General features: G+C 51.2%; 17 protein-coding genes, 2 tRNA genes and 1 rRNA gene. 6 read left to right on the forward strand and 14 right to left on the reverse strand.

The annotated features are described in order from the left end of the window. Positions 1–105 precede the first annotated feature (105 nt). From EH207_RS13400 to gmhB, 4 genes are all read right to left on the reverse strand, one after another. A tRNA-Ala gene (locus tag EH207_RS13400) sits at positions 106–181 on the reverse strand. A gap of 118 nt (positions 182–299) precedes the next feature. Next, a tRNA-Ile gene (locus EH207_RS13405) sits at positions 300–376 on the reverse strand. Positions 377–447: 71 nt separating this feature from the next. After that, positions 448–1,989: ribosomal RNA gene (locus EH207_RS13410) — 16S ribosomal RNA — on the reverse strand. Between the two features lie 384 nt (positions 1,990–2,373). Continuing rightward, on the reverse strand, positions 2,374–2,937 hold the full coding sequence (gene gmhB / locus EH207_RS13415; protein WP_137714436.1) for a D-glycero-beta-D-manno-heptose 1,7-bisphosphate 7-phosphatase: 564 nt from the start codon (positions 2,935–2,937) through the stop codon (positions 2,374–2,376). A gap of 180 nt (positions 2,938–3,117) precedes the next feature. On the opposite strand from gmhB, the gene metN reads away from it, so the two are divergent. The 6 genes from metN to proS all read left to right on the forward strand — a co-directional run bounded on the left by metN (position 3,118) and on the right by proS (position 8,856). Next, positions 3,118–4,149: a methionine ABC transporter ATP-binding protein MetN gene (gene metN / locus EH207_RS13420; RefSeq protein ID WP_137714437.1), complete on the forward strand. Its 1,032-nt coding sequence runs from the start codon at positions 3,118–3,120 to the stop codon at positions 4,147–4,149. Then, positions 4,142–4,795 (forward strand): methionine ABC transporter permease MetI, encoded by a 654-nt coding sequence (locus tag EH207_RS13425; RefSeq protein WP_137714438.1) that lies wholly within the window; start codon positions 4,142–4,144, stop codon positions 4,793–4,795. The genes metN and EH207_RS13425 overlap by 8 nt, the downstream gene beginning before the upstream one ends. Positions 4,796–4,860: 65 nt before the next feature. Continuing rightward, complete coding sequence (locus tag EH207_RS13430; RefSeq protein ID WP_137714439.1) at positions 4,861–5,676, forward strand: MetQ/NlpA family lipoprotein; 816 nt, start codon at positions 4,861–4,863, stop codon at positions 5,674–5,676. 114 nt (positions 5,677–5,790) lie between these two features. Beyond that, positions 5,791–6,198: an Rcs stress response system protein RcsF gene (rcsF, locus tag EH207_RS13435; protein WP_137715356.1), complete on the forward strand. Its 408-nt coding sequence runs from the start codon at positions 5,791–5,793 to the stop codon at positions 6,196–6,198. Next, complete coding sequence (gene tsaA, locus EH207_RS13440; protein WP_137714440.1) at positions 6,195–6,902, forward strand: tRNA (N6-threonylcarbamoyladenosine(37)-N6)-methyltransferase TrmO; 708 nt, start codon at positions 6,195–6,197, stop codon at positions 6,900–6,902. The genes rcsF and tsaA overlap by 4 nt, the downstream gene beginning before the upstream one ends. A gap of 235 nt (positions 6,903–7,137) precedes the next feature. Then, entirely contained in the window at positions 7,138–8,856 is a 1,719-nt protein-coding gene (proS, locus tag EH207_RS13445) for a proline--tRNA ligase (protein ID WP_137714441.1), read from the forward strand. Positions 8,857–8,995: 139 nt separating this feature from the next. On the opposite strand, the gene rpoS is transcribed toward proS, so the two are convergent. The 10 genes from rpoS to cysN all read right to left on the reverse strand — a co-directional run bounded on the left by rpoS (position 8,996) and on the right by cysN (position 17,159). Further along, entirely contained in the window at positions 8,996–9,988 is a 993-nt protein-coding gene (gene rpoS, locus EH207_RS13450; protein WP_137714442.1) for an RNA polymerase sigma factor RpoS, read from the reverse strand. A gap of 53 nt (positions 9,989–10,041) precedes the next feature. After that, a complete protein-coding gene (nlpD, locus tag EH207_RS13455; RefSeq protein WP_175413680.1) occupies positions 10,042–11,058 on the reverse strand; it encodes a murein hydrolase activator NlpD in 1,017 nt (338 codons plus the stop codon). Positions 11,059–11,170: 112 nt separating this feature from the next. Continuing rightward, positions 11,171–11,797, reverse strand: a complete 627-nt coding sequence (locus EH207_RS13460) for a protein-L-isoaspartate(D-aspartate) O-methyltransferase (RefSeq protein WP_137714444.1) — start codon at positions 11,795–11,797, stop codon at positions 11,171–11,173. A gap of 123 nt (positions 11,798–11,920) precedes the next feature. Beyond that, the gene (gene truD / locus EH207_RS13465) at positions 11,921–12,967 is read right to left on the reverse strand and encodes a tRNA pseudouridine(13) synthase TruD (protein ID WP_137715357.1); all 1,047 of its coding nucleotides are present in this window, start codon (positions 12,965–12,967) and stop codon (positions 11,921–11,923) included. Between the two features lie 19 nt (positions 12,968–12,986). Continuing rightward, positions 12,987–13,484 (reverse strand): 2-C-methyl-D-erythritol 2,4-cyclodiphosphate synthase, encoded by a 498-nt coding sequence (gene ispF, locus EH207_RS13470; protein ID WP_137714445.1) that lies wholly within the window; start codon positions 13,482–13,484, stop codon positions 12,987–12,989. A 35-nt stretch (positions 13,485–13,519) separates the two neighbouring features. After that, positions 13,520–14,221, reverse strand: coding sequence for a 2-C-methyl-D-erythritol 4-phosphate cytidylyltransferase (gene ispD / locus EH207_RS13475; protein ID WP_137714446.1), 702 nt, complete (start codon positions 14,219–14,221; stop codon positions 13,520–13,522). 3 nt (positions 14,222–14,224) lie between these two features. Continuing rightward, positions 14,225–14,551 carry a cell division protein FtsB gene (gene ftsB, locus EH207_RS13480; RefSeq protein ID WP_137714447.1) on the reverse strand — a complete coding sequence of 109 codons (327 nt, stop codon included), beginning with the start codon at positions 14,549–14,551 and terminating at the stop codon, positions 14,225–14,227. 151 nt (positions 14,552–14,702) lie between these two features. Further along, complete coding sequence (locus EH207_RS13485) at positions 14,703–15,035, reverse strand: DUF3561 family protein (protein ID WP_137715358.1); 333 nt, start codon at positions 15,033–15,035, stop codon at positions 14,703–14,705. A gap of 59 nt (positions 15,036–15,094) precedes the next feature. Next, complete coding sequence (gene cysC / locus EH207_RS13490; RefSeq protein WP_137714448.1) at positions 15,095–15,715, reverse strand: adenylyl-sulfate kinase; 621 nt, start codon at positions 15,713–15,715, stop codon at positions 15,095–15,097. A gap of 1 nt (position 15,716) precedes the next feature. Next, the gene (gene cysN / locus EH207_RS13495; RefSeq protein WP_137714449.1) at positions 15,717–17,159 is read right to left on the reverse strand and encodes a sulfate adenylyltransferase subunit CysN; all 1,443 of its coding nucleotides are present in this window, start codon (positions 17,157–17,159) and stop codon (positions 15,717–15,719) included. Positions 17,160–17,162 lie beyond the last annotated feature (3 nt).

The raw sequence follows: 17,162 nt of genomic DNA on the forward strand, positions 1-17,162 counted from the left end.
AGACTCATGCCGCCGCATCGTTTCAATTTTCAGCTTGTTCCAGATTGTTAAAGAGCAAAATACTTCGCAGCATACTGTCGCCAATACGCTCTGAAGTCTTTTTAATGGTGGAGCTATGCGGGATCGAACCGCAGACCTCCTGCGTGCAAAGCAGGCGCTCTCCCAGCTGAGCTATAGCCCCAAATCAGTCATACCTCTCTCCACTCGCTTAGCCGACGAAAGGTTCGTTGCGAGTAGCCCTGCTGTGCGCAAACGCACATGAGCAACGCAGCAGCGAAGATTTCAAGGATAAGTAGAGTTGGTAGGCCTGAGTGGACTTGAACCACCGACCTCACCCTTATCAGGGGTGCGCTCTAACCACCTGAGCTACAAGCCTATTAAGGTATTTCTGCTCGTTATTTTCATCAGACAATCTGTGTGAGCACTTCACTCAATCCGCTCTGCTGGTAAGGAGGTGATCCAACCGCAGGTTCCCCTACGGTTACCTTGTTACGACTTCACCCCAGTCATGAATCACAAAGTGGTAAGCGCCCCCCCGAAGGTTAAGCTACCTACTTCTTTTGCAACCCACTCCCATGGTGTGACGGGCGGTGTGTACAAGGCCCGGGAACGTATTCACCGTAGCATTCTGATCTACGATTACTAGCGATTCCGACTTCATGGAGTCGAGTTGCAGACTCCAATCCGGACTACGACGCACTTTATGAGGTCCGCTCACCCTCGCAGGCTCGCTTCTCTTTGTATGCGCCATTGTAGCACGTGTGTAGCCCTACTCGTAAGGGCCATGATGACTTGACGTCATCCCCACCTTCCTCCGGTTTATCACCGGCAGTCTCCTTTGAGTTCCCGACCGAATCGCTGGCAACAAAGGATAAGGGTTGCGCTCGTTGCGGGACTTAACCCAACATTTCACAACACGAGCTGACGACAGCCATGCAGCACCTGTCTCAGAGCTCCCTAAGGCACAACCTCATCTCTGAAGTCTTCTCTGGATGTCAAGAGTAGGTAAGGTTCTTCGCGTTGCATCGAATTAAACCACATGCTCCACCGCTTGTGCGGGCCCCCGTCAATTCATTTGAGTTTTAACCTTGCGGCCGTACTCCCCAGGCGGTCGACTTAACGCGTTAGCTCCGGAAGCCACGGTTCTGGACCACAGCCTCCAAGTCGACATCGTTTACGGCGTGGACTACCAGGGTATCTAATCCTGTTTGCTCCCCACGCTTTCGCACCTGAGCGTCAGTCTTCGTCCAGGGGGCCGCCTTCGCCACCGGTATTCCTCCAGATCTCTACGCATTTCACCGCTACACCTGGAATTCTACCCCCCTCTACGAGACTCCAGCCTGTCAGTTTTGAATGCAGTTCCCGGGTTAAGCCCGGGGATTTCACATCCAACTTAACAGACCGCCTGCGTGCGCTTTACGCCCAGTCATTCCGATTAACGCTTGCACCCTCCGTATTACCGCGGCTGCTGGCACGGAGTTAGCCGGTGCTTCTTCTGCGGGTAACGTCAATGAAAAAGTCTCTTAAACCTTTCCCCTTCCTCCCCGCTGAAAGTGCTTTACAACCCGAAGGCCTTCTTCACACACGCGGCATGGCTGCATCAGGGTTTCCCCCATTGTGCAATATTCCCCACTGCTGCCTCCCGTAGGAGTCTGGACCGTGTCTCAGTTCCAGTGTGGCTGGTCATCCTCTCAGACCAGCTAGGGATCGTCGCCTAGGTGGGCCATTACCCCGCCTACTAGCTAATCCCATCTGGGTTCATCCGATGGCGTGAGGCCCGAAGGTCCCCCACTTTGGTCTTGCGACGTCATGCGGTATTAGCCACCGTTTCCAGTGGTTATCCCCCTCCATCAGGCAGATCCCCAGACATTACTCACCCGTCCGCCGCTCGCCGGCAAAGTAGCAAGCTACTTCCCGCTGCCGCTCGACTTGCATGTGTTAGGCCTGCCGCCAGCGTTCAATCTGAGCCATGATCAAACTCTTCAATTTAAGAATGGTTTGATTCGCTAAGTGAATAGCTTTGCTCAAAGAATCAATAACTGTTTATTCGTAATGAATTTACTGTCAGTCACTCTTCAAGACTTGGTATATCTTTGAGATACGGTCTTGTGAGTGCCCACACAGATTGTCTGATTAAATTGTTAAAGAGCGTTGCATTGCGGCCTGAACCGCTAACGCGAGGTGGCGTATATTACGCATTCCTCTCTCAGAGTCAATGCTTATTTTGAGCATAACTCTTTCCTCTCGCCACCCCGTTGTGATTAAACTCACAGCGCCGTGTCGATGGAGGCGCATTATAGAGAGCGGATCAGGAAGCGCAAGCAAATATATTAAACTTTTTCCTGTTTGCGCAACTTTCATTCACTTAGTCGATTAACTACGCTTTTTTATCCACTGAGGCAGGTCAGCAAGGCTATCAATGACGCCATCCGCCAGTGTTTCCCCTTGTTCGGTGATGGGTTTCCCACTGCGCACCAAGATCTTCGTTCCAACACCGGAAGCGATCCCGGCCAGCATATCCTCTACTTTATCTCCCGCTATATAGGAAGCGGCCATATCAATATTCAGATGACGTTGTGCAGAGAGCAGCATGCCAGGCGCAGGTTTACGACAATCGCATGTCTGACGATAATCGCCTTCCCCCTGTTCTGGATGGTGTGGACAAAAGTAGATGCCATCCAGATCGACATCGCGATCTGCCAAAGACCAATCCATCCACTCGGTCAGTTGCATAAACTCATCTTCGGTAAACTTACCGCGCGCAATACCGGATTGATTCGTGACAACCACCAGAGCAAATCCCATTTTTTTCAGCTCCTGCATGGCTTCAATCACACCATCAATAAATTGAAACTGATCAATCTCATGCACATAACCGCGGTCGATGTTGATCGTACCGTCACGGTCAAGAAAAACTGCTGGAATACTTTGTGCCACTTACTTGGCTCCCAATGGCGTAAATTACCCGTTATTATCGCATGTTTTCATCGGTAGAGAGAATGTCGGGTAATATCAATCTCAATTGACTGAGACATCTAGACGCCTTAACATCCAATTATCATTCCGTTTCCGCGGAATCTGATTTATTCCAGCCATAGGCACCCACGATAAAAATATATGATTGAACTTGCTAATATTACTAAGGTTTTTCAGCAAAACAGCCGCTCGATTACCGCCCTTGCTGATGTCAATCTTCATGTCCCAACGGGGCAGATCTATGGGGTTATTGGCGCATCGGGTGCTGGAAAAAGTACGCTTATTCGCTGCGTTAATCTGTTAGAACGCCCCACACAGGGTAAAGTGCTGGTTGATGGACAGGATCTTACTGTACTTTCAGATAGCCAGCTAACGCGCGCACGCCGTCAGATTGGCATGATTTTCCAACACTTTAATTTGCTCGCTTCACGTACGGTGTTTGGCAATATCGCTCTGCCACTTGAGTTGGATAACACCCCAAAAGCAGAAATCACGCGCCAGGTAAATGAATTGCTGGAGTTGGTGGGATTGACTGATAAGCATGATGCTTACCCGGCAAATCTTTCAGGCGGCCAAAAACAGCGCGTCGCGATTGCACGCGCATTGGCCAGCAACCCCAAAGTATTGCTGTGTGACGAAGCGACCAGCGCCCTGGATCCCGCAACTACCCGCTCAATTCTGGAACTGCTTAAAGATATCAACCGCCGTCTGGGGCTGACGATTCTTCTCATTACGCATGAAATGGATGTCGTAAAGCGTATTTGCGATCAGGTCGCGGTGATCAGCAACGGACAACTTATTGAACAGGACACGGTAAGCGAAGTGTTCTCGCACCCGAAAACACCATTGGCGCAAAAATTCATTCAATCCACTTTACATCTCGATATTCCCGACGACTATATTTCTCGTTTGTTACCAGAACGCGGCGTCAATATCACGCCGTTGCTGCGTATGGAATTTACCGGCCAGTCGGTTGATGCACCATTACTTTCTGAAATTGCCCGGCGTTTTAACGTCAATAATAACATCATCAGCGCCCAGATGGATTATGCCGGCGGCGTCAAATTCGGCATCATGCTTGCGGAGATGCATGGTGAAGACGCAGATACGCGAGCGGCAATAACGTTCCTGCTGGAAAATCACGTCAATATTGAGGTTCTGGGTTATGTCTGAAGCAATGTTGTGGTTAATGGCGCGAGGAGTATGGGAAACCGTTGCAATGACCCTCGTTTCCGGTTTCTTTGGATTTGTGCTTGGCTTGCCGGTAGGCGTGTTATTGTATACCACGCGCCCAGGCCAGATTATTTCCAACCCTAGACTCTACCGCGTGATTTCAGCACTGGTAAATATTTTCCGCTCCATCCCCTTTATTATTCTGCTGGTCTGGATGATTCCTTTTACTCGAATCCTCGTCGGCACGTCTATCGGCCTGCAAGCAGCGATTGTTCCACTGACCGTTGGCGCAGCGCCGTTCATTGCCCGCATGGTTGAAAACTCGCTGTTGGAAATCCCGACAGGGCTGGTTGAAGCAGCACGCGCGATGGGTGCGACGCCGATACAGATCATTAGCAAAGTTTTATTGCCGGAAGCTTTACCTAGTCTTATTAACGCCGCGACGATCACCCTCATTATGCTTGTAGGCTATTCTGCTATGGGTGGCGCCGTTGGTGCCGGAGGCTTAGGTCAAATTGGTTATCAGTATGGCTATATTGGTTATAACGCCACGGTAATGAATGCGGTATTAATATTATTGGTTGTTCTGGTTTACCTGATTCAATTCTGTGGGGATCGGGCTGTTAGAGCTGTCACGCACAAGTAATCGTTAAATTCACATTTGTTTATTCCGAACAGATGTTATGAAGACTTTTAATCAGAGGTAAGGATATGGCTATTAAATTGAAATCCATTGCGACCATTGGCGCAATGATTGGTGCCCTGGCGCTGGCGGGATGTGGTCAGGAAGAAAAGAACCCAAATCATATTAAAGTCGGCGTCATTGTTGGAGCCGAACAGCAGGTAGCTGAAGTTGCTCAGAAAGTGGCAAAGGACAAATATGGTTTGGACGTTGAACTGGTGACATTCAATGATTATGTCTTGCCTAACGAAGCGCTGAGCAAAGGTGATATTGACCTGAACGCTTTCCAGCATAAACCTTATTTGGATCAGCAAATCAAAGATCGCGGCTATAAATTGGTTTCCGTTGGCAATAGCTTCGTTTATCCGATTGCTGGCTATTCCAAAAAAATAAAATCACTGGATGAACTAAAGGATGGCGCACAGATTGCGCTGCCAAACGATCCAACCAATCTGGGCCGTTCGTTGCTGCTGCTGCAAAAAGTCGGCTTAATTAAACTGAAAGATAATGTCGGCCTGCTGCCAACCGTTCTGGATGTCACCGAGAACCCGAAAAATCTGAAGCTGGTTGAGCTCGAAGCGCCACAATTACCGCGCTCTCTGGACGATGCGCAAATTGCTTTGGCCATCATCAACACCACATACGCCAGCCAGATTAACCTGACGCCAACTAAGGATGGCATCTTTGTAGAAGAGAAAGACTCCCCCTACGTAAACTTGCTGGTTTCCCGCGAAGATAACAAAGATGCGGAAAACGTGAAAAAATTCGTTCAGGCCTATCAGTCAGACGAAGTTAACGAAGCCGCGAATGAAATCTTTAGCGGCGGTGCTGTCAAAGGCTGGTAACGCCCTCGTTAACCGTTTTATTATATATCCTCAGGACGGGCTATGGCCCGTCTTGTTATTTGTGCAATAGCTTGCTTCAATATCCGCTCTTTAAGAAAAATCAGAGGAAATTCTATGCGCGTAGTCCCTCTTATTCTGTTAACGGTATCGCTAACAGGCTGTTCTCTAATCGAAAAGTCGCCGGCACCCGATTCCCAGCCTGTTAGCGAGACTAAAGCAGAACCGGTAGCCAAACCAAAACCTGCCCCACGCCCCGCGCCTGCCGTGTTATATCAAAGCGCTGAAGAATTGGTCGGCAAACCATTTCGTGATATGGGAGAAGTCTCCGGCTCATCATGTCAAGTCTCCGCTAAGGATGCGCCGCCCAGCATCGCTAATGCGCGTAAGAGAATGCAGAGCCGTGCCACAGCGATAAAGGCCAATGCCGTTTTACTGCATGAATGCCAGATCATCGCTGACGTCGCCGGTTGCTATCGCCAGACAGTCTGTCAGGGCACCGCGTTACAAGTTTCAGCGCAATGAGTCCGTTCGTTTTCAATCAGATCGGTATTATCCACTCTCCGTATAAAGAAAAATTTGCCATTCCACGGCAGCCGGGTCTGATTGAAGATGGCGGAGGCGAACTCCAGCTATTACCGCCTTACAATCAGGCGGAATGCGTACGCGGTCTCGCAGATTTTAGTCATATATGGGTTCTATTCATTTTCCATCAAACCATGGCGGTTGGATGGCGTCCCACGGTCCGTCCTCCCAGATTGGGCGGAAATACGCGTGTGGGCGTTTTTGCGACACGTTCAACATTCCGGCCCAATCCAATCGGCATGTCATTGATTGAGTTGAAAGCAATCCATGCGAAAAGCGATAACGTCACGCTGGAATTAGGCAGTCTCGATCTGGTCGACGGCACGCCGGTCGTTGATATCAAACCTTATCTCCCCTTTGCTGAAAGCCATCCCAACGCATTGGCAAGCTTTGCACAGTTGACCCCGGAAGCCGATATGCCAGTCAGCTTCTCCCCGCTTGCGGAACAACAGATCGCCAGCAATCTGCATAAGTATCCGCATTTAAAACGCTTCATTAGTCAGGTATTAGCTCAGGACCCGCGCCCCGCCTACCGAAAAGGCGAAGAGACTGAACGGGAATATGCTGTTTTACTGCTGGAGTTTAACGTTCGTTGGCAAGTATCCGGTAAGCAAACCAAGGTTTTATCTCTCGACTCCCGTTAAAAAATATTTAAAGCGTTTTATAACGGAAGCCGAGAGATAAGACGGCGGGCAAAACGGCCATCGTCAGCCCCTGAGATATGGGAAACCATCCGCTGCTCAGCCGACAGTCCGCCATAAAATTCTTTCGGCTCTCTTTTGACGAACGGCACACACTGTTAAACTAAGCCACTTTTTATGCCTTCGGCTGCCTCAGGCAGCGCGATGCTATTTCTCGTTCTGACGGAACTAAAACACCATGCGTACTAGTCAATATTTGCTCTCCACACTCAAGGAGACGCCTGCCGATGCAGAAGTTATCAGCCATCAGTTGATGCTCCGGGCCGGGATGATTCGCAAACTGGCCTCCGGCCTTTACACCTGGTTACCTACGGGCTTGCGGGTTTTGAAAAAAGTTGAAACCATCGTGCGCGAAGAAATGAACAATGCTGGCGCGATTGAAGTATCCATGCCTATCGTTCAGCCTGCCGACCTTTGGCAGGAAAGTGGTCGCTGGGAACAATACGGGCCTGAGTTACTGCGTTTTGTCGATCGCGGTGAACGCCCTTTTGTGCTCGGCCCTACACATGAAGAAGTTATTACTGATTTGATTCGCAATGAAATTAGCTCATACAAACAGTTGCCGTTGAATTTCTTCCAGATTCAAACCAAATTCCGCGATGAAGTCCGCCCGCGCTTCGGGATAATGCGCGCCCGAGAGTTTCTGATGAAAGATGCCTATTCTTTCCATACCTCGCAGGAATCATTGCAAGCCACTTACAATGCGATGTATGCCGCCTACAGCAAAATTTTCAGCCGCATGGATCTGGATTTCAGGGCCGTTCAAGCTGACACTGGCTCCATTGGCGGCAACGCTTCCCATGAATTCCAGGTACTGGCCGTCAGTGGCGAAGACGATATTGTCTTCTCTACTGATTCTGACTATGCGGCGAACATTGAGTTGGCAGAAGCAGTCGCCCCACAGTTAGGCCGTGCCGAAGCAACACACGAGATGCTTCTGGTTGATACGCCGAACGCCAAAACTATTGCCGAGTTGGTTGAGCAGTTTAAACTGCCGATTGAAAAAACAGTCAAAACCCTGCTGGTAAAAGCGACAGAAGAAAGCGGCCATAAGCTGGTGGCGCTACTGGTACGTGGCGATCATGAACTGAACGAAATCAAAGCTGAGAAAGTCGCGCTCGTTGCCAGCCCGCTGACCTTCGCAACTGAAGAAGAAATACGCGCTATCGTTGGGGCGGGTCCTGGTTCTCTGGGGCCGGTAAATTTGCCGATCCCAGCCGTCGTCGACCGAACCGTTGCCGCAATGAGCGATTTCGGTGCTGGCGCCAACATTGATGGTAAACACTTTTTTGGCATCAACTGGGAACGTGATGTTGCCCTGCCGCCGATCGCAGATATCCGCAACGTAGTGGAAGGCGATATCAGCCCGGATGGTAAAGGCACGCTGCAAATCAAACGTGGCATCGAAGTAGGTCATATCTTCCAATTGGGCAGCAAGTATTCAGAAGCGTTGAACGCCACCGTTCAGGGAGAAGACGGACGAAATCAGATCCTGACGATGGGTTGCTATGGCATCGGCGTCACTCGCGTGGTCGCTGCCGCCATTGAGCAAAACCATGACGATCGCGGTATTATTTGGCCAGATGCAATCGCGCCTTTTCAAGTGGCGATTCTGCCAATGAATATGCACAAATCTTTCCGTGTGAAAGAGGTCGCTGAAGATATCTATCAGCAGCTACTTGCCAAAGGCATTGAAGTTCTGCTTGACGATCGTAAAGAACGTCCGGGTGTTATGTTCGCCGACATGGAACTGATCGGTGTACCGCATACCATCGTCATCGGCGATCGTAATCTGGATAACGAAGAGATTGAATATAAAAACCGCCGCAGCGGCGAAAAGCAGATGATTAAAACGAGCGACATCGTCGATTTTCTGCTGGCAAACGTTGCCCGCTGATCTCGCGTCAATCGCACTTCCCGCAGGGGATGGGGATAGGCCTGATAATGGCCGTTGAAAACGTGTTCAAACGCGCCAAAGCCAAAATGGTGGGTTACCCCACCATTTTGGCTTTGGCGAATACCGTATTGAACCGACGTTACTCACGGAACAATTCTTCGATATTCAGGCCTTGCACCTGTAAAATTTCTCGCAGCCGACGTAAGCCTTCAACCTGGATCTGACGGACGCGTTCGCGAGTCAAACCGATCTCACGGCCAACATCTTCCAACGTTGCGGCTTCATAACCCAACAACCCAAAGCGCCGGGCCAGGACCTCACGCTGTTTAGCGTTAAGCTCAAACAACCACTTCACGATATTCTGTTTCATATCATTATCTTGAGTGGTATTTTCCGGGCCGTTATCCTTTTCATCTGCCAGAATGTCTAACAGCGCTTTTTCCGAATCGCCACCCAGCGGCGTATCAACGGACGTAATGCGCTCGTTCAAACGCAGCATGCGATTGACATCATCGACTGGCTTATCAAGCTGCTCGGCAATTTCTTCCGCGCTCGGCTCGTGATCCAGTTTATGAGAAAGTTCGCGTGCGGTACGCAGATAAACATTCAGTTCTTTGACGATATGGATAGGCAAACGAATGGTACGGGTTTGGTTCATGATTGCCCGTTCAATTGTTTGCCGAATCCACCATGTGGCGTAAGTTGAAAAACGAAATCCTCTTTCCGGATCAAATTTCTCAACGGCTCGAATCAGTCCAAGGTTCCCTTCTTCAATCAGGTCCAGCAGCGCCAGACCACGATTGTTGTAACGCCGGGCAATTTTCACGACCAGTCGCAGGTTACTTTCGATCATCCGGCGTCGCGATGGGATATCGCCGCGCAACGCGCGCCGGGCAAAATAGACCTCTTCTTGTGCGGTTAAAAGCGGCGAATAACCAATCTCTCCCAAATAGAGCTGAGTTGCGTCTAAAACACGCTGGGGAACGCCCTGAGATAACAACTCGTCTTCAGCCGAGTCATTATCACTGGTATCTTCCTCTGCCAGCGCTTTATCGTCAAAAACATCAAGTCCATTCTCTTCAAAATCGGCATCTTCATGTAACTCGTTAACTTTCAGCGTACTTTGGCTCATAAGTGGCTCCTACCCGTGATCCCTTGGCAGAATACCGAAATACTCTGCCCGATTTATCGCTGCGGAAGAAAACGCAGCGGGTTTACGGATTTCCCCTTGTAACGAATTTCAAAATGCAAACGAACTGAACTTGTGCCAGTACTGCCCATCGTCGCGATTTTCTGCCCTGCCGTGACTTCTTGTTGTTCACGGACCAGCATGGTGTCGTTGTGGGCATAGGCACTCAGGTAGTCATCATTATGTTTGATGATTATCAGATTTCCGTAACCACGCAGAGCGTTGCCCGCGTAGACTACCCGCCCCTTGGCGGTAGCCATAATCGGTTGCCCACGTGAGCCGGTGATATCAATCCCTTTGTTTCCCCCTTCAGATGCGGAGAAACTATCAATGACTTTCCCTTCGGTAGGCCAACGCCAACTGCCGACAGCAGCAGTACTACTTGTATTGCTGCTGGCAACAGCCGCTGGTGCGGTAACAGGAGCGGTGGCTGTTGCTCCTGCCTTAGGTAACATTTTACCTACATTCTGTTTACCTGCATTACCAGAATACGCATTAGTTGACTGAGAATCAACCGGCGCAGTTTGTATTTGAGAGTTTGACGGCGGAACAGGAACCCCGCCCGTTGTCGCACTCGACGCTGCCAGCATACCACTACTGCCAGCCAATGTACCACCAGAACCGTTGCCAAGATTCAGCGTCTGACCAACGTTCAGGCTATAAGGCTCTGGAATATTGTTGCGCTGCGCCAGATCCCGGTAATCGTTCCCCGTAATCCAGGCGATATAGAACAGGGTATCACCCCGTTTGACGGTATAGCTGTTGCCGCCGCTATAACTTCCTTTTGGGATATTGTCATAGCGACGGTTATAAACAATTGGGCCATCATGCGTGGCAACTGATGAGTCACCTGATGTCGATATACGTGATGGGGGCGCAGATGATATCCCCCCTCTCCCGCCCGTATTTCCGTCTACGCTGCTTATCGGTGCGGATTTAGTGTCATTGTTCGAACACCCGGCCACGCCCAAGATAATCACCGTACAAGCAACAATCTGACGCAAACTCATCATTCGGACTCCCATGCGCCCACTCCCCTATAACTATAGAATTCATTAACCAATTCTGACATTTGCACCTCGCGCCCATTGTAGCCTGGCGGATATCCCCCGCGCCGCAACGGTATCAGGCTAATTCTCCTTTGACTAGCGGAACAAACCGAACTGCTTCAACAGCCCGGATAATGAACTCTCCCGCATGACGCTGCACCACCTGCAACATTTGTGATTGATCACCAACCGGCAAAACCATCACGCCGCCTTCGTCCAACTGTGCCAGCAAAGCTTTAGGGATCTCAGGCGGTGCGGCGGTCACGATAATGGCATCAAAAGGTCCGCGAGAATCCCAGCCCTGCCAACCATCGCCGTGGCGGGTAGACACATTGTGCAGATCAAGTTGCTTAAGCCGACGTTTAGCTTGCCACTGCAATCCTTTGATTCGCTCGACGGAACAAACGTGCTTAACCAGATGCGCCAGAATCGCCGTTTGATAACCGGAACCCGTACCAATTTCCAATACGCGGGAAACCGGCGTCAAACATAGCAACTCCGTCATCCGCGCCACTATGTAGGGTTGAGAAATCGTCTGACCGGAGCCTATCGGCAGCGCGGTATTTTCATAAGCTTTGTGTTCAAACGCCTCATCGACAAAGCGCTCTCTGGGAACGGCTTCAATAGCTTTCAGCAGGCGTTCATCCTGTATTCCCAACTGACGCAACTGCACCAGCAACGTTTGCATGCGCTTGTTCACCATTCCCCGCAAACCTCAGCTTTGGTTAACCTCGTCGTTAATGCGCGCCTATACCCGGTTGGGGCAAAACTTGCAGCGACCCTCATAGTCACAGAGATCCTATCAAGACAAATAAACCGCAATACATCAGGCAACAATATCCGATTCTTGTTGCTGGTTGATAATTTCACGTACCACGCTGGTCGCAAAACTGCCCGCCGGCAACCAGAATGTCAGTTCAACCGTACTTTCATCCGGCCAGTTCCAGCGCATACGCTGCGGATACAGTAAAATCGCGCGTCGGGCGGGTTCGACCCGTTCGCGCTGTAATAACGACAGCAACGTTTCTTGCCCGATCAGCGTTTGTTGCTCAAAAGCCAATGCGATATCTTGAGTACCCAGCGCACCGTCACCGGGTAATGGCGCGGTCACCTGAAGCTCGCCCGCATCAAGTCTCGTCTGTAAATCCAGCAATTCATCCGGTTTGACGACAAACCAGCTTCCTCGGCCGGTTAATTGTAACGCATCGCCGCACCAGACGGTTTTAGCCTGCTGCCGCGCAATTCTTGCGCTGGCAACCTGATTAAATAGCGCACTGCGGCTGGCGGAAAGATAAAAACCGCGTTTACTGCGTTCTTTTACCTGAATGTCATTGTTCGCCCAGCGTCGGGCCTGTTCGAGATTATTCCCTTCTCTGCCGAATCGCTGGCTGCCAAAATAGTTAGGTACGCCGCGCTCAGCAATCTGTCGCAGGCGGGACTCCACGTCCGCACGATCGCTTATCTGACGTAATACCAGCGAAAAGTCGTTGCCTTGTAATGCGCCAATACGCAATTTACGGCGATGACGAGCAAATTCAAGCACGTCGCAACCTTCCATCTGGAAGGCGTTCAAATCCGGTGATGTCTTACCTGGAATATGGAGGCAGAACCATTGTTCTGTAACGGCATGGCGATCCTTCAGGCCCGCGTAACTCACCGCACGTTGCGGCAGGCGGCAAAATTTTGCCAGCGCTTCAGCCACAGATTGTGTATTGTAACCACGCTTGCGGATACGAACCAGAATATGCTCACCATCGCCATCCGGCTGAAACCCCAGATCTTCAATAACGCCAAAGTCTTCCGCGGTAGACTTCAGCCTCCCTGATGCCTGCGGCTCACCGTGCAGCCAGACTAGCGCTTCATTGTTATCCATCGTTACCATGTGAGAGTACTTACCCTGCGACAATTTCGCCCGTTTTACTCTTTATCAACAGCGCCACAGCTTCACAGGCAATCCCTTCGCCCCGACCGGTAAAACCTAACTGTTCGGTTGTAGTGGCTTTAACGTTCACATCATCCATGTGAGATTGCAGATCTTCGGCCAGATTGACGCGCATTTGCGGGATATGCGGCGCCATTTTAGGCGCCTGCGCAATAATCGTGACATCCAGGTTTCCCAGACGGTAACCTTTCTCGCCAATACGCCGCCACGCTTCACGCAATAATCCACGGCTGTCGGCGCCTTTAAACGCCGGGTCGGTATCGGGAAACAGTTTGCCAATGTCGCCCAACGCCATCGCCCCCAATAAAGCATCCGTCACCGCGTGCAGAACAACATCGCCGTCGGAATGCGCCAGTAATCCCTGTGCATAGGGAATACGCACACCACCGATCACCAGCGGACCTGCTCCACCGAATTTATGAACGTCAAAACCGTGACCGATACGCATTGCGCATGCTCCTTTTATCATTATCCAATCGTATGTCAGTGATGCAAATTCGTTAAATAAAACTCAGCCAGCGCCAAATCTTCCGGGCGGGTCACTTTGATATTATCAGCCCGACCGCTGACAATCTGCGGGTGATAGCCGCAATACTCCAGCGCCGAGGCTTCGTCGGTGACCGTCACACCATCGTTTAAAGCGCGGCGTAAACAGGTTTTCAGCAATGCGGACGGAAACAGCTGCGGCGTCAACGCATGCCATAAATCACAGCGATCCACGGTATGCTCGATAAGCGGCCCCGCGCTGCGCTTCATGGTATCACGAACCGGCGCAGCCAGAATGCCGCCCGCCTCACTGTGTCCGACCAGGCGCAGCAAGCGCGCCAGATCGTCTTGATGCAAACACGGACGCGCGGCGTCATGCACCAAGACCCATTCATTATCAGCGACATCCTGCAACCCCGCCAATACGGAATCGGCGCGCTGTTTACCGCCTATGACGACGCTGACGCGAGGATTGCGCGCAACAGGCAAAGTATGAAACAAGAGATCGCCGGGGCTGATGGCAATAATGGCGCGTTGAACCCGTGGATTGGCCAGCAGCGCGCTCACCGCATGTTCAAGAATGGTTTTATGACCGATGGTCAGATACTGTTTGGGACGGTCGCTTTGCATCCGACTGCCATTACCGGCAGCAGGCAGGACAGCGACAATCTCTGGCTGGGAAACACGCTGTTTTGACATGTGTTAACGTGATGGGTGGTTAGGTAAGGATGAAGAGGTCGTCGCAGTACGATCGCCGGACTCCGGCACCAGACGATAGAAGCTCTCACCAGGCTTAATCATGCCCAGTTCATTACGCGCACGCTCTTCAATTGCTTCTTGTCCGCCGTTCAGGTCGTCAATTTCCGCAAACAACTGTTCGTTACGGGCTTTTAGTTTGGCATTGTTCCCCTGCTGGACAACAACGTCATCTTTTACCCGCACATAGTCATGAACACCATTTTTGCCCAGCCACAGCGAATACTGAAGCCAGCCAAGCAATACCAATAATAACAGCGTAAGTTTTCCCATCCCGCCCCCTGAAAAACCGCCTAATCATCCCATAACTTTTGCTCCGACTCCATACTGTCAGTCGGCAGACGAAAAGATTCGCGGCAGGTCAGCGAAAACAAGCGGGGAAATAGCAGAATACAACCTGATATTTTGGTTTCAGACTGGTCAATTACCAGCCGGTCAGAAAGGAGAAAACCAGCCAGAACAAGCACACCACTGACAGGCCTGTCACGGCGAGAGTATAAAACACGTTTCCCCTCAGCATAAAACTGAAGGCCGCTCCCATCACAATCGACAGCGGCATCAAGGCCAGAAAAAAAGGCCAGGTGTAGAGCATGAAGAACAACGTGGTATTGGAGCCGTACACAAGAAAAGGAAGGGTGAAAGCCAGCCAGTAAAAAGTAAAGCCCGCCACCGCGCCCATAAAAGGATACGAGACGCGTTCCTCATCGTCTAAAATCGTTTTTGTCTTGTTGATCGTTAGCTGCGTGACATTTGGCATGGTCTTTCCCACTATTCTTCCGCATCGCTCTGCAAATCTTAGGTGATATCGCGGAGACGTCAGAGTTTGATAATAGCTCGGCCACGCAGCAGATCTAATAATTGCCCCGTCAAATTTGTTACTAATTGTTCACCATCCAGATGAATATCCGGCGCTTCCGGCGCCTCATAAACCGCATCGATACCAGTGAAATTACGTAGTTCACCCGCACGGGCTTTCTTGTACAATCCTTTGGGATCGCGTGTTTCACAAATCGCCAAAGGCGTATCGACAAACACTTCGATAAATTTCCCTTCATCCAGCAGATCATGCACCATTTTACGCTCGGCGCGATGGGGCGAGATGAAAGCGCTCAGCACCACCAGCCCGGCGTCAACCATCAGTTTGGCCACTTCGCCGACTCGCCGGATATTTTCCCGCCGGTCGTCATCGCTGAATCCCAAATCACGGCACAGACCGTGCCGCACATTATCGCCATCCAGCAAGTAGGTGCTCACCCCATGCTGATGCAACGCCTGCTCCAACGCGCCCGCCAGTGTGGATTTACCGGAACCGGAAAGCCCGGTAAACCAGAGCACCACACCCTGATGACCATGCAGTCGCTCGCGTGCCTTGCATGACACGGCGTGCGAATGCCAAACCACATTTTCGCCGGCAGATGATGAATGGCCTGAAGACACGTTATTTTCCTCCCAGCAGGTCGCGTGCGCCCCAGTGCGGGAAATAGCGTCGAATCAATGCATTGAGTTCCAGTTCAAATGCGCTGTACGCGCCGGGTTCCTGATAGACCTGTTCGATAGGCTCCCTTACCAGACCGACCCCGACGGTGACATTGCTCAGACGATCGATAAAGATCATGCCGCCAGTGACATGATTTTGCTGATAATTATCCAGTGCCAGCGGTTCATCGAAGGCCAGTTCAACCAGCCCGATCCCATTAAGCGGCAAACTTTCCGTCACGCGCTGCGTCAACGAGTTGATCTCCACCTGATACTGGATGTTCTCTACCCGACCACGCGTTTTCTTGCCGCCAATCTTGATATCGTAGCTTTGTCCCGGCACCAGCGGCTGTTCCGCCATCCACACCACATCCACCAGCGCATTCTGCACGGCTTTCAGGGGTTCGCCGCTGTCGACCAGCAGGTCGCCGCGGCTAATATCAATTTCATCCGCCAGAACCAGCGTAATGGCCTCCCCCGCCTGCGCGTCTTGGCGATCTCCATCAAAGGTTACGATTCGGCTAACCGTTGATCCCACGCCTGACGGCAGCACTTTAACGCGCTGCCCCACACTGACGACACCCGATGCCAGCGTTCCCGCATAGCCGCGGAAATCCAGATTAGGCCGATTCACGTACTGAACCGGGAAACGCATAGGCAATTTCAGACTACGCTGCGCCACATTCACGGTTTCCAGCACATCAAGCAGCGTCGGCCCGGTGTACCAGCTCATCGTGGTGCTCGGCATGGCGACATTATCCCCATCCAGCGCGGAAATCGGCACAAAGGTAATATTCAGATCGGCTGGCAACTGCTGGGCGAAATCCAGATAGTCCTGTTTAAACTGTTCAAATACCGCTTGTTGATAATCCACCAGATCCATTTTATTAACCGCCACCACCAGATCGCGAATGCCCAGCAACGTGGCGATAAAGCTGTGGCGGCGAGTCTGATCCAGCACGCCTTTACGCGCGTCTATCAGCAGAATAGCCAGTTCACAGGTGGATGCACCGGTGGCCATATTGCGGGTGTACTGTTCATGCCCCGGCGTATCGGCAATAATGAATTTGCGCTTTTCCGTTGAGAAGTAACGGTATGCCACATCAATGGTGATGCCCTGCTCACGCTCTGCCTGAAGCCCATCCACCAGCAAAGCCAGATCCAGCTTCTCGCCCTGCGTCCCCAGACGCTTGCTGTCACTGTGCAACGTAGTGAGCTGATCTTCGTAAATCTGGCGAGTATCGTGCAGCAAACGGCCAATCAGCGTACTTTTACCGTCATCGACGCTGCCGCAGGTCAGGAAACGCAGCAGCGTTTTATCCTGCTGGGCATGCAAATAGGCTTCAACGCCCCCTTGCTCGGCGATCTGTTTCGCAATCGCGCTTTCTTGTACAACATGACTCATTCG

The organism is Brenneria rubrifaciens, assembly GCF_005484945.1.
Classification (GTDB): domain Bacteria; phylum Pseudomonadota; class Gammaproteobacteria; order Enterobacterales; family Enterobacteriaceae; genus Brenneria; species Brenneria rubrifaciens.

Excerpts from the sequence above, each read along its gene's own strand:
- metN (WP_137714437.1), top strand. The coding sequence starts at position 3,118 with ATGATTGAACTTGCTAATATTACTAAGGTTTTTCAGCAAAACAGCCGC.
- EH207_RS13425 (WP_137714438.1), top strand. The coding sequence starts at position 4,142 with ATGTCTGAAGCAATGTTGTGGTTAATGGCGCGAGGAGTATGGGAAACC.
- EH207_RS13430 (WP_137714439.1), top strand. The coding sequence starts at position 4,861 with ATGGCTATTAAATTGAAATCCATTGCGACCATTGGCGCAATGATTGGT.
- rcsF (WP_137715356.1), top strand. The coding sequence starts at position 5,791 with ATGCGCGTAGTCCCTCTTATTCTGTTAACGGTATCGCTAACAGGCTGT.
- tsaA (WP_137714440.1), top strand. The coding sequence starts at position 6,195 with ATGAGTCCGTTCGTTTTCAATCAGATCGGTATTATCCACTCTCCGTAT.
- proS (WP_137714441.1), top strand. The coding sequence starts at position 7,138 with ATGCGTACTAGTCAATATTTGCTCTCCACACTCAAGGAGACGCCTGCC.
- rpoS (WP_137714442.1), bottom strand. The coding sequence starts at position 9,988 with ATGAGCCAAAGTACGCTGAAAGTTAACGAGTTACATGAAGATGCCGAT.
- nlpD (WP_175413680.1), bottom strand. The coding sequence starts at position 11,058 with ATGATGAGTTTGCGTCAGATTGTTGCTTGTACGGTGATTATCTTGGGC.
- EH207_RS13460 (WP_137714444.1), bottom strand. The coding sequence starts at position 11,797 with ATGGTGAACAAGCGCATGCAAACGTTGCTGGTGCAGTTGCGTCAGTTG.
- truD (WP_137715357.1), bottom strand. The coding sequence starts at position 12,967 with ATGGATAACAATGAAGCGCTAGTCTGGCTGCACGGTGAGCCGCAGGCA.
- ispF (WP_137714445.1), bottom strand. The coding sequence starts at position 13,484 with ATGCGTATCGGTCACGGTTTTGACGTTCATAAATTCGGTGGAGCAGGT.
- ispD (WP_137714446.1), bottom strand. The coding sequence starts at position 14,221 with ATGTCAAAACAGCGTGTTTCCCAGCCAGAGATTGTCGCTGTCCTGCCT.
- ftsB (WP_137714447.1), bottom strand. The coding sequence starts at position 14,551 with ATGGGAAAACTTACGCTGTTATTATTGGTATTGCTTGGCTGGCTTCAG.
- EH207_RS13485 (WP_137715358.1), bottom strand. The coding sequence starts at position 15,035 with ATGCCAAATGTCACGCAGCTAACGATCAACAAGACAAAAACGATTTTA.
- cysN (WP_137714449.1), bottom strand. The coding sequence starts at position 17,159 with ATGAGTCATGTTGTACAAGAAAGCGCGATTGCGAAACAGATCGCCGAG.